The organism is Mesorhizobium sp. AA23 (assembly GCF_001672435.1).
GTDB lineage: Bacteria > Pseudomonadota > Alphaproteobacteria > Rhizobiales > Rhizobiaceae > Mesorhizobium.
Genome location: NZ_LYTP01000017.1, coordinates 1 through 18,739, shown reverse-complemented (window position 1 = coordinate 18,739; position 18,739 = coordinate 1). Strand labels below are relative to the sequence as shown.

Below are 18,739 nucleotides of genomic sequence, written 5' to 3'. Positions count from 1 at the left end.
CGACGGGACAGCATCCTCCTGTGGCGTGCCAGCCATATCCCCCGCAAGAAGGGGATCGATGGTCCCCCTTGCGGGCGAGATGTCCGTCAGGACAGGCGGGGCGGGAACTCGACCTTTTAGTTGAATCCAATCTGCGGAAGCTCTGCATGCCACGCTATGCCACCATCATCACCGGCGACGACGACGCCGAAATCGTCAGCGCCATCGGCGAGTTCGCATCGTTCGGCGAGCCGCCCCGCACAAGCCGCGTAGAGGCAGTCGCGCCGGGTGTGCGCATCGGCATGGTGCGCGGCGGTCCGGTCGACGCGATCGCCGGCTTCGGCTTTCCGCGCCAGGGTCTCGATCCGTCGGCCATGAGAGCCGCCGCGGCGAAGCTGAAACGAACGGAGCCGTTTTCCGGACAGGTCGATCAGCCCTCCGCGCCGAAGGCCGCCCGCGCCAAGCCGCGCAAGAAGCCGGCGCGCAAGCCCGCCAGGGCGCGTGCGGTTCGTTCCGCCGGAACGCCGGCAGCCGCTGCAGCCGCCAATGGCTGACGGCGCAGGCAAGGCGCGGCGCGCCGGCGCCCGAACCGCTGGAGCGAAGGCTGAGCCGGCCGCCGCGCCGATCGCCGGGCGCTCGAAAAAGACGCTGGGCGACGATTTCGCCGCGGCGCTGCGCGCTGATTTCCGCGCCCATGGCGCCGGCGTCATCGCCGCGGTCAGGGCGGAAAAGCCCGACCAGTATCTGAAGGTCGTGCTGACGATGCTGCCCAAAGAGTTCTCGCAGGGTCTCGATGCGAACCAAAACAGTCTGGACCAATTGAGCGATGAGGAGATCCGCAGCCGCATCCGCGGCCTCGAAGCGAGGCTGCGGCCGTTCCTCGATGATAACGACCTATCTGGCGCTGCTCGAGGAGCTGGACCAACGCCGTCAACGTAACCTTCTTGCTGCCTACAGGCCGTACCAAAGGCAGGCCGAGTTCCACGCGGCGGGGGCGAAAAACCGCGAGCGCCTGTTCATGGCCGGTAACCAGCTCGGCAAGACCAGGGCAGGGGGCGCCGAATGGGCCATGCACCTCACCGGCCGCTATCCGGACTGGTGGATGGGCAAGGTGTTCGACACGCCCGTCCGGCTTTGGGCCGCCGGCGTCACCGGCGAGGGCACGCGCGACAATCCGCAGCGTGTGCTGGTCGGCCCGCCGCAGCGACAGGCGGAATGGGGCACCGGAATGATCCCGGCCGACGCCATTGCCGAGACGACGATGGGCCGCGGCGCGCCCGGAGCGCTGGACAGCGTCGTCGTGCGCTGGGGCGGTGGCGGTGATGTGCAGGCGGGCGAAAGCGTGCTCTCCTTCAAGTCCTACGAAAAAGGCCGCGAGAAATGGCAGGGCGAGACGCTGCACGGTGTCTGGTTCGACGAGGAGCCGCCGCTGGACATTTATTCCGAGGGTCTGACCCGCACCAATGCGACGGGCGGGATAACCATCGTGACTTTCACACCGCTGCTCGGGATGTCGGATGTGGTGCTGCGGTTTTTGTCGGCGGAGGCGGTTCAGGGCTTGGGTTCCTCGCCCCCGCAAGGCGGGGTGGCCGCGAAGCGGCCGGAGAGGGGGTCTTCGTAGGGCGACAAGCTTACGAGTAGCTTTCCGCTCTTGCATCGACAGCCGGCGCTGCCCCCGCTCCGTCGCAGCTTCCGCCGCGCCACCTCCCCCACGTTCGTGGGGCGAGGAATTGGAGCCAAAAAATACGGATGAAATCTGATCAGGGATATTTGCTGCCCGCAAGCTGCCTGGCGCGAGCCTTAGGGTCGGTCGCTTTCCGGGTTAGCGGTTGGCACCATATCCTTTCGTCACGAGTAATTGGATTGTACCAGACATTGCATACTTTGTTCGGTGTGTCCGGGATACAAACTTTGCGTTGGAACCCCCTGAACTCGTGCATCCCGCAGGTCTGCTTGCTCGTGTCATAGGGCACGTTCGACTGGCAGGCTGAGGCGCTCGCGGCAATGGCCACGACGATTGCAATGCGGATCATGTATCTCCCCCGTTTCATCAGGAACTTCGCATTGATGAACAGTATTATCAACGACAATAGTTGGTTGGGGCAGATAATTACGACGAGACTAATATGTCCCGACACGTGACCTTCATGACCATCGAAGATGCCGGGCACTATTCGCCCGAGCAGCGCGCGGAAATTATCGCCGCCTTTCGGACATCGTGTTCGAGGTGCTGGTGCGGCGCTTCAGGCCCGCACCAGAAGAATGAGCGGCGCGGAATGGGAGCCGTGCCGATCAGTCCCGAGCATTGGCGACACCGGCCGGCAAGAATTCTGCCAATCGCGATGAACCAATTCGCGTCGCCATGCGACGCATCGGTGCAAATGAACACCCGTGTATCCATGGAGATTTTCGATGCCTGCAATCCTTCGCAATGCACTTCTTGCCGCCCTGGCCGTATCCGCCCTGGGTGGATCCGCGATGGCCGGCCAGCAGATCTACGAATGCGACAACACGCCGACCAACAAGCTGTGGGCCGGCCGCTGCTGCGGGGTCGGCGACGCCAATTGCCTCGGTGGTGAAAGCCATGGCCATGACCGGGGGAATCCCGGCCGGGGCAACAATGGCGGAGGCGACAACGGCAGGGGCGATAAAGGGCCCAAGTGAAGCTGGCGCTCAGCCCGAGGCTCGCCGGTTTGCCCGACCGGCGAGCAATCGGCGCAGACTGAGGCACCGTGGTTCGGTTAGTTTCCCTGCCAGTCGCCCTTTTCCAGGCGCCTTTCCCGTCGCCTTTTTCAGGCGCCCTTTTCCAGGCGCCCTTTTCCAGGCGCTTGAGCCGCTGGAAGAAGCGGGCCACAATCCCCACTTATGGAGAAATCCAAGGAGGTTTGACATGGCTTCTTCCGAACGCGCGGTCCTTGCCGGCGGCTGCTTCTGGGGCATGCAGGATCTGATCCGCCGCTTGCCCGGCGTGATCTCCACCCGTGTCGGCTACAGCGGCGGCGACGTGCCGAACGCAACCTACCGCAATCACGGCACCCATGCCGAGGCGATCGAGATCGTCTTCGATCCGACCAAGACCAGTTTCCGCACGCTGCTCGAGTTCTTCTTCCAGATCCACGATCCGACGACCCGGAACCGTCAGGGCAACGATGTCGGCATGAGCTACCGCTCGGCGATCTTCTATACCAGCGACGAGCAGAAGCGGGTGGCCGAAGACACCATCGCCGATGTCGACGCCTCGGGTCTCTGGCCGGGCAAGGTCGTCACCGAGCTCGCTCCGGCCGGTGCCTTCTGGCAGGCCGAACCCGAACATCAGGATTATCTGGAGCGCTATCCCAACGGCTACACCTGCCATTTCGTCCGGCCGGGCTGGAAGCTTCCCGTCCGCGAAAAGGCCGCCGCATCATAAAAATAGGGCTGCGCAGCCCTTCATTCAGGATCCCGCCCGCCGTGCCGAAAGGCATGGCGGGCTTTCTTGCGTTTCGGGCGCAAGCCCGCACCTCGCCGGCATGCTCCGGCTGGAACAGTGGCCTTAGCCCTTGGCCCGGCGGTTCTCGTTTTCATGGCCGATCCAATGGGCTCGGATGCGGTCGCTGGCTTCAAGGTAAGCCATGTCGATGAGATAGGTCAGAAGCTTTTCGCCGTCGGCCTCAGCCTTCTGGCGAAGCTCGCGCAAGATCCCCTGCGCAAACTGCAGGTTTTCCATTTTGCTCGGCTGGTCCATCGGTGCCCCCAATGTCTGCGTGGAAGTTTGGCTGACTATACTTGTACGAATGTTGTCGGCTCGCTCGCGGCCAGGCTGCGCCCGGTTGCACCTGCGCTCGATCAATGAAGCTGTTGCACATCGCGCGAAAATGTCGATATTTTACGCCCCCAATCGGATGGCGAATATGCATGAAGACGAGGGCAGCACTCCCGACAAGCTGCAAGCCATGCTTGACGTGATTGCCAGGAGCGAGCCCGCGCGCGGGAGCGGACAGGCCGATCTCGGCAGGCTGCAGGCCGATGCCGCCAAGGCCGCCAACGTGCTGATCGAATTCTACGGCGACGCTGCCCTCGAGCGAGCCAAGCTTATCGAGCGCCGCTCGCCCCACTCGCATTTCGCGCGCATGGTGACGGCCGAGATCGGCAGGCGCGGCAGGCTTCCGCCCAGAAGCTAGCCCGGAACCCGGCCGAGAAACCGACAAAGATCGCCTCAGGACGATTTGCGCCTCCTCGATCTCTCGCCAAGTCTTTGCAGGATCTCTTCCTCGATGTTGTCCAGCAGGTAGGAAAGCATGTCGTCCTCGATCGACTGCGCGATTTCCCTGGCCTGCTGGACATGGTCGTGGATTTCGCGCAGCGAGTGATCCTCGCCCGCGGCATCCTGCGTCAGGTCGATGAACCAGCCGGGATAGAGCGCTGCCTCGCCCATGTCATCGACATAGCACTGGCCGACGGCAAGGATTTTGCGCAGCCCCATCTTTTCCGAGCGGACCTTGTAGACCTCGCGGAAACCTGACCTGCGCTCGATCGCCTTGCGGATCGCCAGCCGAACCCGCGGCCGATCGTCCCGCTCTATGCTTTGCATGCACCGCTCCAGCGGCGCGCCGTGCGAGAACTCCTCGAGCGTCAGGTCGAAATAAGCGGACAGATTCGCGTCCCCATAGATGCGGTCGCGCTTGATGTCCCAGGTCCAAAACCCGTCGATCGGTGGATACCGCATATGCAGGTTGCGGCTGCGTTGAGGCGCCAGTGTCATGAAAACCGCCCCGTTCGGTTTCAGGATTCGCCAGTACTATGTCTTAAAATCAAAAAGAAACAAAGGTGAGTTTTTGTACAAGGCAGGAAAATGATTGGGCCTGCCGCTTGCTTGCATAGCTACGCCGCATAGTTGGCATCATCCAGGAAATACGTTTCGTGAAAAATTTTCTCTGGCCGAAACAATTTTCATTTCCGTGTCGCAAATGAAGCCGGTGCTTCACGCGAGAAGGAAGCTTTCGAACTTAAACAGCATCAAAAGTTGTATTCGCCCGGACGCAACGCCTGGGCTGGACATACTGTCCATCTTGTAAGGCCGGCGCGGCAATGCTGGTGTTGCCTGAGCCGCGCCGGCCGAAGCGGCCTCCAAAAGGTTTTCGCCGCGCCGGGGATGCTAGCGGCCGCTGCCGCGCCGGCAAACCGACCGTTGGTTGAAAATGCCCGACTTCCAGAAGAAGACAAGGCCCTCGCGGTCAGCGTCCGGTCGTTTACGGGCATAGGCGCCGGCTCGCTGGACCGATGCGTCCTTGCTCTGCGACTTAAGCCTTACTGACATTCAGCATTTAGGCTGATTTGCGATACGGCTCGCGCACGGTCTCCGGCTCGGCATCATCGGCCGCCGACTCAGCGACGGTCCTGTCATGCTCGAATTGGCTCGCCTCGGGCAGAGGATGCAACCACTGCTCGCGCCGACCGATCCACAATTCGTAGCTGGGCTCAAGCCCTTCGGTCGGTACGACATCCAGGCTGCCGATCATCACCTCGGCCTCGTCCTCGCGAACCGACGGCAAGCGGCTGCCGCAGGTTGGACAGAAGCTTCGCCCGCCATAAGTGCTGGTGATACCCGCGCTTTCGAATGCCTGGCGCGGCCATATGGCAAAGGCCTGATACGCCGATCCGCTGGTCTTGCGGCAGTCCTTGCAATGGCAAAGTCCCACCCTCAGCGGCTCGCCGGTCACCCGGAACTGGACACCGCCGCACAGGCAGCTGCCGCTACGCATGACATCGTCGAACATGGCCGTTCCTCCTGCAGCCGGGACATTGGTGTCACCATCCGGTACAATTCGCATGCTGCCTCAACTGTTCCACAGCGCGGTCGGAACGTCGCTCAACCGGGAAAGTCGAAGACCGGTTCCTCGCAGCGGTAGACGCGGCATGGACCGTCACGGGTCGGAACCGCGACCGACATCGGGACTTCCGGCCAGTCGCACTCATTGCCGAATTGGCGCACGAAACGATCATAAGTGTTGGGCCCGGTGGTCAGCACCGCGGCATGCCGGCGCTGGATCAGCGCCTGCGTCTCGCCACAAGTCATGGCGCGTGTGTCGGGCCGCGCATCGGCGGCGCCCGCAGTCCATAATATCGTGCCGGCTACAAGGGCGGTCGTCAGGTTTTTCATGGAGGCGCCAGCTTTCAGTGATCGCTTTTGCGGTACGAATATGGCTCGCCGCCGGAACACCGCAAGGCTTTTGAACAGCAAAACGACGCCGATGAGGATGTCTGCGCAACCGGCCTTGTCGCGGTCGGACGGACGACGAAGCGACCGTCAGCGCGACGTCGGTAAGAACCCGGTCAGGCATTCTGGCCTCCCGATCCGCCGCATTCCAGGCAGATCACACTGTGTCCCGGACAGCTCAGCCGGTGCGTTCCTTCCGGGCAGCAATGGCCGTTGGAGGCGACCCAGCGGTCGCAAATGAAAATTTTCCTGGCGCCATGGCAGCGCCGGCATTCCGCCGAGGGCATCAGATTCTCGTTTGGCGAGACGCGATGCTCCGCTTCAACGACCGCGTTCATCCATTTAGTCCCCAACGACTGGATTGTCGGTCCTGTTTTTCTCAAGACATTACATTAGCCATCCGAGATATAAAAGCCCCGGGCGGATGACGAAAGTTTCATCCCTCGACCCTTTCCCTTTGCGCTGCCGTTGCTAAAGCTCGTCCGGCAAAGGGCGCCCGAGCAGATTCCGTCGGGCGCGGGCAGGCAACGGGATTTCCTGCAATGACATGGACCGGTGCGGGAGCGCTTTTCATCCTGGTAGCCACTTATGCCGGCGTTGCCGTCGGCCGTATTCCGGGCTTCAGGCTGGATCGCGCCGGCATCGCGCTGCTCGGTGGCGCCGCCATGATCGCGATCGGCGCGATCGGCATGGAGGATGCCTACCGCGCCATCAATTTCGACACGATCACGCTTTTGCTCGGCATGATGATCGTGGTCGCGCATCTGAAAGTGTCGGGCGCGTTCCGGGCGCTCGGCGGCTTCGCTATTGAGCATGCGCACGCGCCCTTCATGCTGCTCGTCATGGTGACGCTTCTGACCGGAGTGCTTTCGGCCTTTCTGGTCAATGACGCGATCTGCCTGGTGATGGCGCCGATCGTCGTCCACGTCACCCGCGTCATCCGGCGCAACCCGGTTCCCTACCTGATCGCCACCTGCACGGCCTCCAACTGCGGCAGCGTCGCCACCATCACCGGCAACCCGCAGAACATGGTCATCGGCGCGCTCTCGGGCATTTCCTATCCGGCCTTCACGGCGGCGCTCGCGCCGGTGGCGCTGTTCGGCCTTGTCGCCGTCATCGTCATTGTCCGCATCGTCTACCGCGGCGAATTCTCTCGCCCCGCCGAGCTCAGCCCCGAGGTCTATCGCGGCCGCATGCTGCCGGGACAGGTGCTGAAGGCGACCATCGTCTGCGTGGTGCTGGCGTTCGCCTTCTTCGCTGGCGTGCCCGTCGCCAAGGCGGCGCTCATTGCCGGCGCTTTCCTGCTCGTCACCCGCGCGATCAAGCCGCACCGCATCTACCGCGAGATCGACGGCCCGCTGCTCTTCATGTTCGCCGGACTGTTCGTGGTCGTGGCGGGCGCGGAGCGCACGCTGCTCACCCCCGACATGATCGCCGCGGCGAAGAATATGGGTCTCGACGATGTTTGGCGGCTCTCCGGCTTCACCGCGGTGCTTTCCAACGTCATGAGCAATGTGCCGGCGGTGCTGGCGTTGAGGCCGTTCATCCCGGGCCTCGAAAACCCCCACCGCGCGTGGCTGGTCGTGGCGATGAGCTCGACGCTCGCCGGCAATTTCACGCTGCTCGGCTCGGTCGCCAACCTCATCGTGGCTGAGCAGGCAAGAGCGGCGGGCAAGGAGCTGTCTTTCGCAGCTTTCTTCAAGGTCGGTTTGCCGCTGACGCTGTTGACGCTGGTCTTCGGCACGGCGTGGCTGGCGCTCACTTCGTAGCCGTTGGACGCCTTTACGTTGGGTGCGATCGCGTCGGCGTAGGCGATTAAGCCGGAAAACGCCAAGCAGCTGGCGGGGAGAATAGGGCAAGGTTCTGCTGTGAGTGCGACAATGCCCCATGGAGCCTTGTTTTTGTTTTCAGGCCCGGTTAAGCCGCCGCGCAACCAACCGAAGGACGACATAAAGTGAGCGAACCGACCGTGGCCGAAGCGACCGAAAGCATCTATGCCTCGATCCGCGCGGACAACGCCGACATCGATGCGCATATCGCGACGCTCAAGGCGGCGATGGCGCGGGAAGGGCTGAAACAGGCGGTGTTCGAGCCGGCCAAGCTGGCGCACAACAACCGCGCGGGCCGCAAGCTGATGCAGGCCTATTTCCGCCAGCGCGGCGTGACCGTGACGTTTTCGAGCTAGGGGCCGCGCGCCGACCGGGCGCCGCTGTTGCGACGAGGCTCCGCAAGAGGCCTTTTTGGGGCGTCGCGGCACCGCGCGGCTGCCTAAGGGCAATCGCATATGGCGCGCCCGATGTGATTGGCTGCCGAGTTGGCTTCGCTCATGTCGGGTACGCGGCCGACCCTTGCCTGTTCAGGTCAATCGCACGCCGCCACGGTCTTCAGCGTCTGGGCGCGCGCAGGTCCGGGCAAATTCCCGATCCTTCGAACGGCGGCGTAGAACCTTGGATAGTCGCCGGAGCACAAGTCGAACAGGCGAAGAAACGCCGGAACCTGTTCGCCATAGACGGCAGTCGCGGCGAGCTTTGCGTTGTTGATCGGGCTATCGAACCAGGCGTCATAGCCCCGGTATCCGGCCCAGCGCGTATCGCGCATGCGCCGGTAGCGCATCCGCAGCCTGTCGATCGTGGCTGCTTTGGCGGCGGCCATCTGCTGTGGGCCACGCGGACTTCCATAGACTTGGCGCAACTCGTCCCGGGTTTTCGCTATCAGTCCGAGAAAATCGGCGTTGCGCTTGCGATTGGCTTCGTAGCGGCGCAATCCCGCGCGATTGCCTGTGGCGCGGAGCCATTTCCTGACGCCGGTGGTTTCGACCGAGACCGCGAAAGCCTCGTTGAACGCGGAGTCGCCGTTCACATAGATTTTCTGATGCGCCAGCTCATGGAAGATCAGGCTTGCGAGATAGGTGTCGTCCTGGCGCAGCATGGTGCTGAGCAGCGGATCGCTGAACCATCCGAGCGTGGAATATGCGGTGACGCCCGAGACGTAGACGTCCAGCCCCTGCCGCTGCAGTTCGGCAGCGCTCTCTGCCGCCGATTTCCGGGAAAAGTAACCCCGGTACGGAACGCAGCCGAAGACCGGAAAGCACCATGTTACGGGCGTGAGCGAGAATTGCGGCGCGGCAAAAACCGCCAAGGTCACAGCGTCCCGGCCGATGTCGACATAGCTGCGGTAGCTGCTGTTTTCGGGCAGCGCCAGTTCATCCGTGGCAAAGCGGCGTATGGCGCTCGCCGACGTCAGCTTGACGCGCAATGCCTCCGGCGTTGCGGGGTCGCGGATCAGCTTGCCGACATTCTTGCGCGCCGCCATGATCTCAACATGGCCCTCCAGCGACTGCGCGTAATAGGAAATGCTGGTGCACCCGGCCACGCCGGCCGCCAGGACCGCCGCGGCAAGCAATCGAAAAACGCGCCTCACAGCCTGCCCACCGCCTGTTCATCTCCCCGTGAAGCAAGTGTCCCCATTTGACCGCGAGTCTCAAACAGGCCCGCCGATCTTCGTCAAGACCTGGTGGGACGTCACGGGTCGGACTTTGGCAGGATCGGCAACGCCTCAGAGCTGACATCGGTGCTGACCAGGTCCATGCCGCTCACGAGATGCAACGCATCAATCGTCGGCGGCATTCAAGCTTGGAGCACGATGCAGGTATCGAGTCCTGATGCGAAGATGCCAGCCCTTGGCCTCGCCACGACGACAGATAGGGCGTATATTTGAAGACCGCTGGCTCGGACCTGACACGCCGGCGAATTGAGAGCGGGAGACGTCGCTTCAACTAGGGCGCACTTCCAACTCGGGGGGTGTTCCACGCGCTCTCATCATTGCCCGCCGCGTCCGGCTTCTGCGCGCGATCGCGGTCGCTATTCGCATTTACTCACTGAAGGAGAACTGAGCTTTTCACTGGAGGAGAAGTGATCATGCATTACCTTCCCAGACGTGAATTCATGGTTCGAGGAGGGGCAACCCTCGTGGCGCTGGCGTCCTTTCAATCGCGGATTGCCTATGCTTTTCCAACCCGGGCCGGCGAGGAAGTCATCAAATGGCTCGATCAGTTGCCGCCAAACCCGGTTCCGCAAGTCATCAAAAATCAGTTGGTGTGGGAGGATCTCGATTCCTGGGTGACGCCCAACGACAAGTTCTTCTCAATCGCGCATTTCGACCGGCCGGTCATCGACGAAAGCACGTGGAAGCTCGAAATTGGCGGCTCCGTCAAAAAGCCGACAGACCTGACGCTCGCCGACATCAAGGCTCGAACGCGCCAGGAAGTCACGTTCACGGTCGAATGTTCGGGCAATACTGGCCTCCCGTTCTTCAATGGCGGGATTGGCAATGCTCGCTGGGCGGGCACGCCGCTCGCCACGATCCTTATGGAGGTCGGCGTCCTCGACAGTGGCATCGAGGTTGTCTTCTGGGGCACCGATAAAGGTGAAATCAAGCGAGCCGACGACGTCAAGTTCACGCAGAACTTTGCGCGCAGCATGTCGCTCGCCGACGCCTTGGACCCCAAAAATATCCTCTGCTACGAGATGAACGGCACTGCCTTGCCTGCCGATAACGGGTTCCCGCTGCGGCTGATAGCGCCGGGCTGGTACGGGATCGCGAACGTCAAGTGGCTCAAGCGTATCGAAGTCAGGGACCAACGCTTCGTGAACCAGTTCATGGGACGCGATTATGTCACGCTGCGCGAGGAGGAGCACAACGGCGAGACGGTATGGATGGAAACCTCTGTCGGGCGGGCGCGTCTGAAGTCTGCGCCGGCCCGGGTCACTCATATCGGCAATGATTACAGGATCGTCGGAGCGGCCTGGGGCGCGCCGATCGAGCGGGTCGAGGTGAAAATCGATGACGGCCCATGGATGCCGGCGACCATCGATGAAACCGAAAAGGCGGACTTCGCTTGGAAGATATGGTCCGTCGACTGGCCCAAGCCCTCCGCCGGGGAGCACACAGTCACCTCGCGCGCCGTTAGTACCGGAGGGCAGGTCCAACCCGCAATGGACGATCCCGTCATCGCCAAGAAGCACACTTACTGGGAAAGCAACGGTCAGGTGACGCGACGCATCGCCATTCACTGATCGGCGGAAGCCTATCAAACCTCTCACATCGATGTGACCCCATGCTTTTGGCATGGGGTCATGACGTCGATCGGGCCGGCTGTGACGGTGGCGACCCACGCGGGAGAACGCCTCTGCCGGCGGGTTGAGCCGCCTTATGGCATCATCCTGGCCTGATGGGCGCTCATCGGAGCCATGTTCAGGTTGAGATGGGCCATGATCCAGACCGAGCCGATCACGACCAGCGCGACGATCAGCACGCCGAAGGCGAGCGCGAGCACGTTGTTGGTGTTGTCGGGCCCGGTGGTCAGGTGCAGGAAGAAGACCAGATGCACGCCCATCTGCGCGATCGCCAGGACCACCAGGGCCGAGATCACCGCCGGCTGGTAGATCAGGCCGGTCTGCGCCGCGAGGAAAGAGGCGACGGTCAGCAGGATCGCCAGGCCGAAGCCGAGCAGGTACCCCGACAGCCCTCCCGCCAGCTCGTGCTCGGTTATGCGCTCCTCGCCCGGCGCCGAATCGCGGCGGTCGAGTTCCTCGTCGGTCCGGCTGTCGATGTCGCTCATGGCGACGCTCCCAAGAGATAGACCAGGGTGAAGATGGCGACCCAGATAATGTCGAGCGCGTGCCAGAACAGGCCAAAGCAGTGGAGCCGGCGCAGTATCTCCGGCCGGAAGCCCTTCACCCAGAGCTGCGCCATCATGGTCCCGAGCCAGAGCAGGCCGAGCCCGACATGGGTGCCGTGGCAGCCGACAAGGGCGAAGAAGGCTGACAGGAAGGCGCTGCGCGAAGGGCCTGCCTGCTCGCTCGCCATCACCGCGAATTCCTGCACCTCGAGGAACAGGAAGGCGGCACCGAGCAGGCCGGTGACCAGAAGCCAGAACTGGGTGGCGGCCATCGATCGGCGCTGCGTCGCGAGCGTCGCCAGCCCCCCTGTGAAGCTCGATGTGAGCAGAAGCCCCGTTTGCGCCGCAACGCGCGGCAGCTCGAACAGCTCCTTACCGGATGGCCCGCCGGCGGTCGCCGTCGACAGGACCGCATAAGCGGCGAAGAAAGCCGAGAACATGATGATGTCGGACAGGAGGAAGATCCAGAAGCCGTAGGCCACCGTGACGAACTTCGAGGCCGGGCCGCCCTGGCCGTGACCGGTCGCCGAGAGCAGGCCATGGCCGTGTCCCCCATGGCCGTGTCCCCAATGGCCATGCCCGCCGGACCGTCCAACCCGGTAGGGATCGCGCGCCGCGCTGCCGGCCGCTATGTCGCTCATGCGCGCTCCCGTCTGCGCAGCCAGGCAAGCTGTGCGGCCCTGCCGTCGCGGTCTATGCGCTCGACTTCCTCCGCGGAGACTTCGTAGTCGCCGTGCTCTCGCCAGGCGAAGACGACGAAAGTGATATAGGCGCCGATGAAGCCTACGATCGCCAGCCACCAGATGTGCCAGATCAGGGCGAAGCCGATCAGCGTGCTGAAGAAGGCGGTGACGAAGCCGGTCGGGCTGTTGCGCGGCATTTCGATCGGCTCATAGCTTTCGTCCTCGCCGGGCCTTTGCTCCTCCATCGCCCGCTGCTTGATGGTCCAGTAGGGTTCCTCGTTCTCGACATGCGGCAGCCGCGCGTAGTTGAAGAAGGGCGGCGGGGAGGATGTCGACCATTCCAGCGAGCGGCCGTCCCAAGGGTCGCCCGTCTCGTCGCGCAATTCGTCGCGATGCCTGATCGAGACGACGAGCTGCGCGACCTGGCAAGCGGCGCCGACGATCATCACCGCAACGCCGAAGGCCGCCACGATCAGCCACGGCGTCCACAGGTCCATGTCGATATGCTGGAGACGGCGGGTCATGCCGAGCAGGCCGACGATATAGAGCGGCACGAAGACCAGCACGTAGCCGGCAAGGGTGAACCAGAACGCGGCCTTGCCCCAGCCCTCATGCAGCCGGAAGCCGAAGGCTTTCGGGAACCAGTAGGTGAAGCCGGCGAAGGCGGCGAACAACACGCCCGAAATGATCACATTGTGGAAATGCGCCACCAGGAAGAGCGAATTGTGCAGCATGAAGTCGGCCGGCGGAACGGCGAGCAGCACGCCGGTCATGCCGCCGATGATGAAGGTGGTGACGAAGCCCAGCGCCCACAGCATCGGCGTGTCGAAGCGCACGCGCCCGCCATACATGGTGAAGAGCCAGTTGTAGATCTTGACCCCGGTGCCGACCGCGATGACCGAGGTGGCTATGCCGAAGGCGGCATTGACGTCGGCCCCGGCGCCCATGGTGAAGAAGTGGTGCAGCCAGACCATGAAGGAGACGATGCAGATGAACAGCGTCGCCGCGACCATCGACCGGTAGCCGAACAGCGGCTTCGATGAGAAGGTCGAGAAGATCTCGGAATAGATGCCGAAGGCGGGCAGCACCAGGATGTAGACCTCCGGATGGCCCCACGCCCAGATCAGGTTCATGAACATCATCTGGTTGCCGCCGGCTTCGTTGGTGAAGAAATGGAAGCCGAGGTAGCGGTCGAGCGTCAGCATGGCGAGCGTGGCGGTGAGGATCGGGAAGGCCGCGACGATCAGCAGGTTGGAGGCGAGCGATGTCCAGCAGAACATCGGCATGCGCAGATAGCCCATGCCCGGCGCGCGCATCTTGAGGATGGTGGTCGCCAGGTTGACGCCGGTGAGCAGCGTGCCGACGCCGGAGATCTGGATCGACCAGAGATAATAGTCGACGCCGACGCCCGGCGAGTAGGTCGTCTCCGACAGCGGCGCATAGGGCAGCCAGCCGGTGCGGGCGAACTCGCCGACGACGAGCGAGATGTTGACCAGGAGCGCGCCGGTCGCCGTCAGCCAGAAACTCACCGAATTCAGCGTCGGAAAGGCGACGTCGCGGATGCCGAGCTGCAGCGGCACGACGAAGTTCATCAGCCCGATGACGAAGGGCATCGCGGCGAAGAAGATCATGATCGTGCCGTGGGCCGAAAAGACCTGGTCGTAATGCTCGGGCGGCAGGTAGCCTGGCCCGTGGATGGCGAGCACCTGCTGCGTGCGCATCATCACCGCATCGACGAAGCCGCGCAGCAGCATCAGCGCCGCCAGAACGATATACATGACGCCGATGCGCTTGTGGTCGACCGAAGTTATCCATTCGTCCCAGAGATAGGGCCAGTATCCTTTCACCGTGACCCAGATCAGCACCGCGGCGGCCGCCAGGAAGACGACGAGCGCGGCGCCCAGCGGGATGGGCTGATCGAAGGGAATGGCAGACCAGTCGAGCTTGCCGAGCATCGTCATCCTCCCGCTTTCGGCTGCGGCTGTTGGGCAGGCGCCGGCGTCCCGGCCTTGGGCTGGGCCTTGGGGCTTACCTGCGGCTCGCCGGCGGCGGTTTCGGCGGGACCCGGACCGGGCGGCAGCGTCTGGCGCACGATCGCGTCGAACAGGCCGTCCTGCACGACGCCGAACGAGGCCGGCGGCACGTTGATGCTCTGCCTGGCAAGCTCGCCATAGGCGCGGGCGTTGAGCACGCCGCCGGCGCCATGCAGCGAAGAGGCCCAGCGCGCAAACTCGTCGGGCGGGACCGCGCGCACGCGGAAATTCATGTCGGAGAAGCCATCGCCGCTGAAATGCGCCGACAGGCCGAGATAGTCGCCCTCGCGGTCGGCCTGCAGGTTGAGCTCGGTCTGCATGCCGTTCATGACATAGATCATGCTGCCGAGCTGCGGCACAAAGAAGGTGTTCATCACGCTGGCCGAGGTCAGCTTGAAACGAACGGGAACGCCGGCCGGGATGACCAGCTGGTTGACCGTTCCGACGCCCTGGTCGGGGTAGAGGAACAGCCATTTCCAGTCGAGCGCCACCACCTGGATGTCGAGCGGCGGCTGGCTGGAGGCGATCGGCCGGCGCGGGTCGAGATGGTAGGATCCGTAATAGATCAGCCCGCCGAGGAAGAGGATGGTGAGCGTCGGGATCGACCAGACGATCAGCTCGATGCGGCCCGAATAGGTGAATTCCGGCTCGTAGCGCGCGTTGCGGTTGGAGGCACGGAACATCCAGGCAAACAAAAGCAGCGCCACCAGCGTCGGAATGACGATGACCAGCATGACCGCCAGCGAGTTGAGCAGGATCGTGCGGTTGCCCGCGCCGATCGGGCCCTGCGGGTCGAGCACCCCGCCCGCGCAGCCGGAGAGCGTTGCGATCAGGCCTATCCAGAGCGGCGAGCGGCCTCGCCTCGGTCTAGGGAAGGAAAGCACTGGAACGGATCATGCTTGGCGCGAACGGATCGGCGGGACGTCTTGACTGTGGGCGGCGCGTCGTCGGCGCCGCTGGGCCGCGGCACGGCCGGAAACAGACTTCGCGGCCAGTCCGGCTGGGCCGTGATCCTTCAAAAGCTCGCGCCTGCGAGGGTCGCGTTCTGCGGCAGCTTTCATCTGAAGTCTCCCCGTGTGCAGAGGCACTTCCGCCATATACCGTACGACTGCTGAACACGGCTGCCAACCCAAGCAGTTGCCGCCTGTTCCGCAAAGGCGGTGTTTTGCCCGATGGCTGGACGGGCCGCGGAAGACATAGGGCGCGGCTCCAGCCTGACCAGACGCCGTCTCGGCATGCTCGCGCTCGCCGATCGCCCGCCAGGATGGTGACAAGGCGTGCGGCGCGTGCATTGTACTGCGCAGGGAATTGCAGCCGACCTGCGGAGGAAGCCTTGTCCGAGATTGCAACCATCCTTTCCATCCTTGGCGTTTTCCTGCTGGGGGCGATGAGCCCGGGGCCGAGCTTCGTCGTCGTCTCGCGCATCGCGGTGGCCGGCGAGCGTACGGATGGCCTGGCGGCGGCGATCGGCATGGGCATCGGCGGCTTCATCTTCGCCATCATCGCGGTCGCGGGCCTGACCGCGCTGCTCGTCCAGATCGCTTGGCTGGACATTTTCCTGCGCATTGCCGGCGGCGCCTATCTGTTGTGGATCGGCATCAAGATCTGGCGCGGCGCCAATCAGCCGATCGAGATCGCGAACGATGCCTCGGCGCGCGCCGGCTCGTTCTGGCGGGCGCTGCGTCGCGCGCTTCTGGTCCAGCTCGCCAATCCGAAGACGGCGATCTTCTACGCCTCGATGTTCGCGGCCATGCTGCCGGCCTCGCCGCCGCTCTGGATGCTCTTGGTCCTGCCGCCGCTGCTCTTCCTCAACGAATTCGTCTGGTACGCGGTCGTCGCCTTCGCCTTTTCCTCCAGCCGGCCGCGCGCGGCCTATCTCGGCACCAAGCACTGGATCGACCGCGCCGCCGGCGCCGTGGTCGGCGCGCTCGGGATCAAGCTGATGTGGGAAGGCATGGCCGCCGCGCGGCGGGGTTTTGCCGGGTGAGGTGAGGTCGAGGCCCGAGCGGGCAGGCAACATCTCTCGCCGAGATCGTGAAACCTTCTGATTTTTGAGCCGTTGTCGGCTGATGTCTGAAGCAAAGCTCAAGCCAAGATCGGCCGACGGCGCCCAGCCGCGCGGTGCCGGGAAGTCGCGCCCCGCAAAGACGGGCGCAGCGAAGGCACCCCCGGGCAAGACGCGGCCGGAAAAGTCGCCGCCGGAAAGCTTGCATCCGGAAAGACCCCGCGAAGAGAAGTCGCAACCGAAGCAATCGCCCGAGCACGAGGAGCCGGCCGAAGCGACGCCGGAGGCCGTCGGCGAACCGGCGCCGCCGCCGCCGGAATCCGTCGAGCCCGGTCCGAAGCTGACGCCCGAGGAGGCCGAGCAGGCGCGCAGGAAGTACCTGTTTAGGCGGTTCTGGATCAGCGGGCGCGGCTACTGGGGCCGGAATGGCGACAAGCTCGCATGGCCGTTTACGATTGGGCTGCTGGTGCTGATCTGCGTCAATGTCGGCTTCCAGTATGGCATCAATGTCTGGAACCGCGCCTTCTTCGACGCCATCGAGCAGCGCAATGTCCACACCGTCTATATGCTGAGCGCCGTCTTCGTGCCGCTGGTTGCCGGAAGCGCCAGCCTCGTCGTCGTTCAGGTCTACCTGCGTATGACGATCCAGCGCCGCTGGCGCTCCTGGCTCACCACATCTGTCATCGCGCGCTGGCTGGCCAGCGGCCGCTACTATCAGCTCAACCTCGTCGCCGGCGACCACTCGAACCCCGAAGCCCGTCTCACCGAAGATCTGCGCATCGCCACCGAGTCCCCCGTCGATTTCATCTCCGGCGTTCTCAACGCCTTCCTGGCGGCCTCGACCTTCATCGTCGTGCTGTGGACCATCGGCGGCGCGCTCACCTTGCCGCTCGGCCGCGAGAGCATCACCATCCCCGGCTTCCTCGTCGTCACCGCGGTCATCTACGCCGCCATCACCTCGACCTCGATGGTGGTCATCGGCCGCCATTTCGTGCAGCTTTCGGAGCGCAAGAACCAGGCGGAAGCCGAATTCCGCTACACGCTGACACGCGTGCGCGAAAACGGCGAGAGCATCGCGCTGCTCGGCGGAGAGGCGGAGGAGCGCAGCGGAATCGACAGGAATTTCGGCCATGTGCTGAGGCAATGGGCGCTGCTGACCGGACAGCACATGCGCACCGCGATTGTCTCGCAAGGGTCGATGCTGTTCGCGCCGGTGGTGCCGGTGCTGCTCTGCGCGCCGAAATTCCTCGAAGGCTCGATGTCGCTCGGCCAGGTCATGCAGGCGGCCTCCGCCTTTGCCATCGTGCAAGGCGCGTTCGGCTGGCTGGTCGACAATTATCCGCGCCTGGCCGATTGGAACGCCTCGGCGCGCCGCGTCGCTTCGCTGATGATGTCGCTCGACGGGCTGGAGCGCGCCGAAGAGAGCGAGTCCTTTGGGCGCATCCGGCGCGGCGAGACGCAAAACGGCGCCATGCTCAGCCTGGACGATCTCTCCGTCACCCTCAACGACGGCACCGGCGTGGTCAAGGAGACGAAGGTCGAGATCAACCCGGGCGAGCGGGTGCTGGTCGCCGGCGAATCCGGCACCGGCAAGTCGACGCTGGTGCGGGCTGTCGCGGGCCTGTGGCCCTGGGGCGGCGGCAGCGTCAATTTCCATGCCGGCAAGCGGCTGTTCATGTTGCCGCAACGCCCCTACATCCCGACCGGCACGCTGCGGCGCGCGGTCGCCTATCCGGCCGCCGCCGACAACTGGACGGTGGAGGAGATCGACGCCGCCCTCGACAAGGTTGGCCTCGGTTACCTGCGGGACAGGATCGAGGAAGAGGCGCCGTGGGACCAGACACTCTCCGGCGGCGAAAAGCAGCGCCTCGCCTTCGCGCGCCTCCTGCTGCACGAGCCAGACATCGTCGTGCTGGACGAGGCGACCTCGGCGCTCGACGAGAAGAGCCAGGACAAGATGATGCAGACGGTGATCCAGGCATTGCCGAAGGTCACGGTCATCAGCGTCGCCCACCGCGCCGAGCTGGAAGCCTTCCACAGTCGCAAGATCACGCTGGAGCGGCGCGAGGGCGGCGCGAAGCTGGTCAGCGATGTGGAGCTGGCGCCGCGCAAGGGCAAGCGCAACGTGTTCGCGCGGGCGCTGTGGGGGAGCGGGGCGAGAGG

At 64.0% G+C, this 18,739-nt stretch carries 20 protein-coding genes; 11 read left to right on the top strand and 9 right to left on the bottom strand.

Annotated elements, in window-relative coordinates; translation table 11 throughout:
- The first annotated feature begins 146 nt into the window (after positions 1–146).
- The 5 genes from A9K66_RS16100 (at position 147) to msrA (ending at position 3,388) form a co-directional block, all read left to right on the top strand.
- Positions 147–533, top strand: coding sequence for a hypothetical protein (locus A9K66_RS16100; RefSeq protein ID WP_067325180.1), 387 nt, complete (start codon positions 147–149; stop codon positions 531–533).
- Entirely contained in the window at positions 526–918 is a 393-nt protein-coding gene (locus A9K66_RS16095) for a hypothetical protein (protein WP_067325177.1), read from the top strand. The genes A9K66_RS16100 and A9K66_RS16095 overlap by 8 nt, the downstream gene beginning before the upstream one ends.
- On the top strand, positions 863–1,600 hold the full coding sequence (locus A9K66_RS16090) for a terminase family protein (protein ID WP_245307554.1): 738 nt from the start codon (positions 863–865) through the stop codon (positions 1,598–1,600). Before A9K66_RS16095 ends, A9K66_RS16090 begins: the two co-directional genes overlap by 56 nt.
- Before the next feature lie 791 nt (positions 1,601–2,391).
- Positions 2,392–2,643: a hypothetical protein gene (locus tag A9K66_RS16075; RefSeq protein WP_067325169.1), complete on the top strand. Its 252-nt coding sequence runs from the start codon at positions 2,392–2,394 to the stop codon at positions 2,641–2,643.
- Positions 2,644–2,869: 226 nt separating this feature from the next.
- On the top strand, positions 2,870–3,388 hold the full coding sequence (msrA, locus tag A9K66_RS16070) for a peptide-methionine (S)-S-oxide reductase MsrA (RefSeq protein ID WP_067325167.1): 519 nt from the start codon (positions 2,870–2,872) through the stop codon (positions 3,386–3,388).
- 123 nt (positions 3,389–3,511) lie between these two features.
- Here the strand turns inward: msrA and A9K66_RS30780 are convergent, their stop codons facing one another.
- A complete protein-coding gene (locus A9K66_RS30780) occupies positions 3,512–3,703 on the bottom strand; it encodes a hypothetical protein (protein ID WP_067325165.1) in 192 nt (63 codons plus the stop codon).
- A gap of 166 nt (positions 3,704–3,869) precedes the next feature.
- Between A9K66_RS30780 and A9K66_RS16060 the strand changes: the two genes are divergently transcribed.
- Positions 3,870–4,139, top strand: a complete 270-nt coding sequence (locus tag A9K66_RS16060; protein ID WP_127246804.1) for a hypothetical protein — start codon at positions 3,870–3,872, stop codon at positions 4,137–4,139.
- Between the two features lie 35 nt (positions 4,140–4,174).
- Here the strand turns inward: A9K66_RS16060 and A9K66_RS16055 are convergent, their stop codons facing one another.
- The 3 genes from A9K66_RS16055 to A9K66_RS16045 all read right to left on the bottom strand — a co-directional run bounded on the left by A9K66_RS16055 (position 4,175) and on the right by A9K66_RS16045 (position 6,118).
- Positions 4,175–4,720, bottom strand: coding sequence for a hypothetical protein (locus tag A9K66_RS16055; RefSeq protein ID WP_067325161.1), 546 nt, complete (start codon positions 4,718–4,720; stop codon positions 4,175–4,177).
- Positions 4,721–5,282: 562 nt separating this feature from the next.
- Positions 5,283–5,735: a GFA family protein gene (locus tag A9K66_RS16050; protein WP_067325159.1), complete on the bottom strand. Its 453-nt coding sequence runs from the start codon at positions 5,733–5,735 to the stop codon at positions 5,283–5,285.
- A gap of 92 nt (positions 5,736–5,827) precedes the next feature.
- Positions 5,828–6,118, bottom strand: coding sequence for a hypothetical protein (locus A9K66_RS16045; protein WP_067325244.1), 291 nt, complete (start codon positions 6,116–6,118; stop codon positions 5,828–5,830).
- Positions 6,119–6,717: 599 nt separating this feature from the next.
- Here A9K66_RS16045 and A9K66_RS16040 point away from each other — a divergent pair.
- Together A9K66_RS16040 and A9K66_RS16035 are read left to right on the top strand one after the other, a co-directional pair.
- The gene (locus tag A9K66_RS16040) at positions 6,718–7,944 is read left to right on the top strand and encodes an anion transporter (protein WP_067325157.1); all 1,227 of its coding nucleotides are present in this window, start codon (positions 6,718–6,720) and stop codon (positions 7,942–7,944) included.
- Between the two features lie 185 nt (positions 7,945–8,129).
- Positions 8,130–8,360 (top strand): hypothetical protein, encoded by a 231-nt coding sequence (locus A9K66_RS16035; RefSeq protein WP_067325155.1) that lies wholly within the window; start codon positions 8,130–8,132, stop codon positions 8,358–8,360.
- A 176-nt stretch (positions 8,361–8,536) separates the two neighbouring features.
- Here A9K66_RS16035 and A9K66_RS16030 read toward each other — a convergent pair whose 3' ends face one another.
- Positions 8,537–9,595: an aminopeptidase gene (locus A9K66_RS16030; protein ID WP_067325154.1), complete on the bottom strand. Its 1,059-nt coding sequence runs from the start codon at positions 9,593–9,595 to the stop codon at positions 8,537–8,539.
- A gap of 497 nt (positions 9,596–10,092) precedes the next feature.
- Between A9K66_RS16030 and A9K66_RS16025 the strand changes: the two genes are divergently transcribed.
- Positions 10,093–11,250: a sulfite oxidase gene (locus A9K66_RS16025; protein ID WP_067325152.1), complete on the top strand. Its 1,158-nt coding sequence runs from the start codon at positions 10,093–10,095 to the stop codon at positions 11,248–11,250.
- Positions 11,251–11,384: 134 nt separating this feature from the next.
- Here A9K66_RS16025 and cyoD read toward each other — a convergent pair whose 3' ends face one another.
- Genes cyoD through cyoA form a run of 4 tightly spaced genes read right to left on the bottom strand, consistent with a single transcriptional unit; the run spans position 11,385 to position 15,455 of the window.
- Positions 11,385–11,795 carry a cytochrome o ubiquinol oxidase subunit IV gene (gene cyoD, locus A9K66_RS16020; protein WP_067325150.1) on the bottom strand — a complete coding sequence of 137 codons (411 nt, stop codon included), beginning with the start codon at positions 11,793–11,795 and terminating at the stop codon, positions 11,385–11,387.
- Complete coding sequence (locus tag A9K66_RS16015; RefSeq protein WP_067325148.1) at positions 11,792–12,496, bottom strand: cytochrome (ubi)quinol oxidase subunit III; 705 nt, start codon at positions 12,494–12,496, stop codon at positions 11,792–11,794. The genes cyoD and A9K66_RS16015 overlap by 4 nt, the downstream gene beginning before the upstream one ends.
- A complete protein-coding gene (cyoB, locus tag A9K66_RS16010) occupies positions 12,493–14,493 on the bottom strand; it encodes a cytochrome o ubiquinol oxidase subunit I (RefSeq protein ID WP_067325241.1) in 2,001 nt (666 codons plus the stop codon). Before cyoB ends, A9K66_RS16015 begins: the two co-directional genes overlap by 4 nt.
- Before the next feature lie 2 nt (positions 14,494–14,495).
- Positions 14,496–15,455, bottom strand: coding sequence for a ubiquinol oxidase subunit II (gene cyoA, locus A9K66_RS16005; protein ID WP_082953921.1), 960 nt, complete (start codon positions 15,453–15,455; stop codon positions 14,496–14,498).
- Between the two features lie 503 nt (positions 15,456–15,958).
- Here cyoA and A9K66_RS16000 point away from each other — a divergent pair.
- Positions 15,959–16,558, top strand: coding sequence for a LysE family transporter (locus A9K66_RS16000; protein WP_189407202.1), 600 nt, complete (start codon positions 15,959–15,961; stop codon positions 16,556–16,558).
- An 82-nt stretch (positions 16,559–16,640) separates the two neighbouring features.
- Positions 16,641–18,739 (top strand): ABC transporter ATP-binding protein/permease (locus A9K66_RS15995; RefSeq protein WP_082953919.1); only part of this gene is annotated, 2,099 nt, incomplete at its 3' end.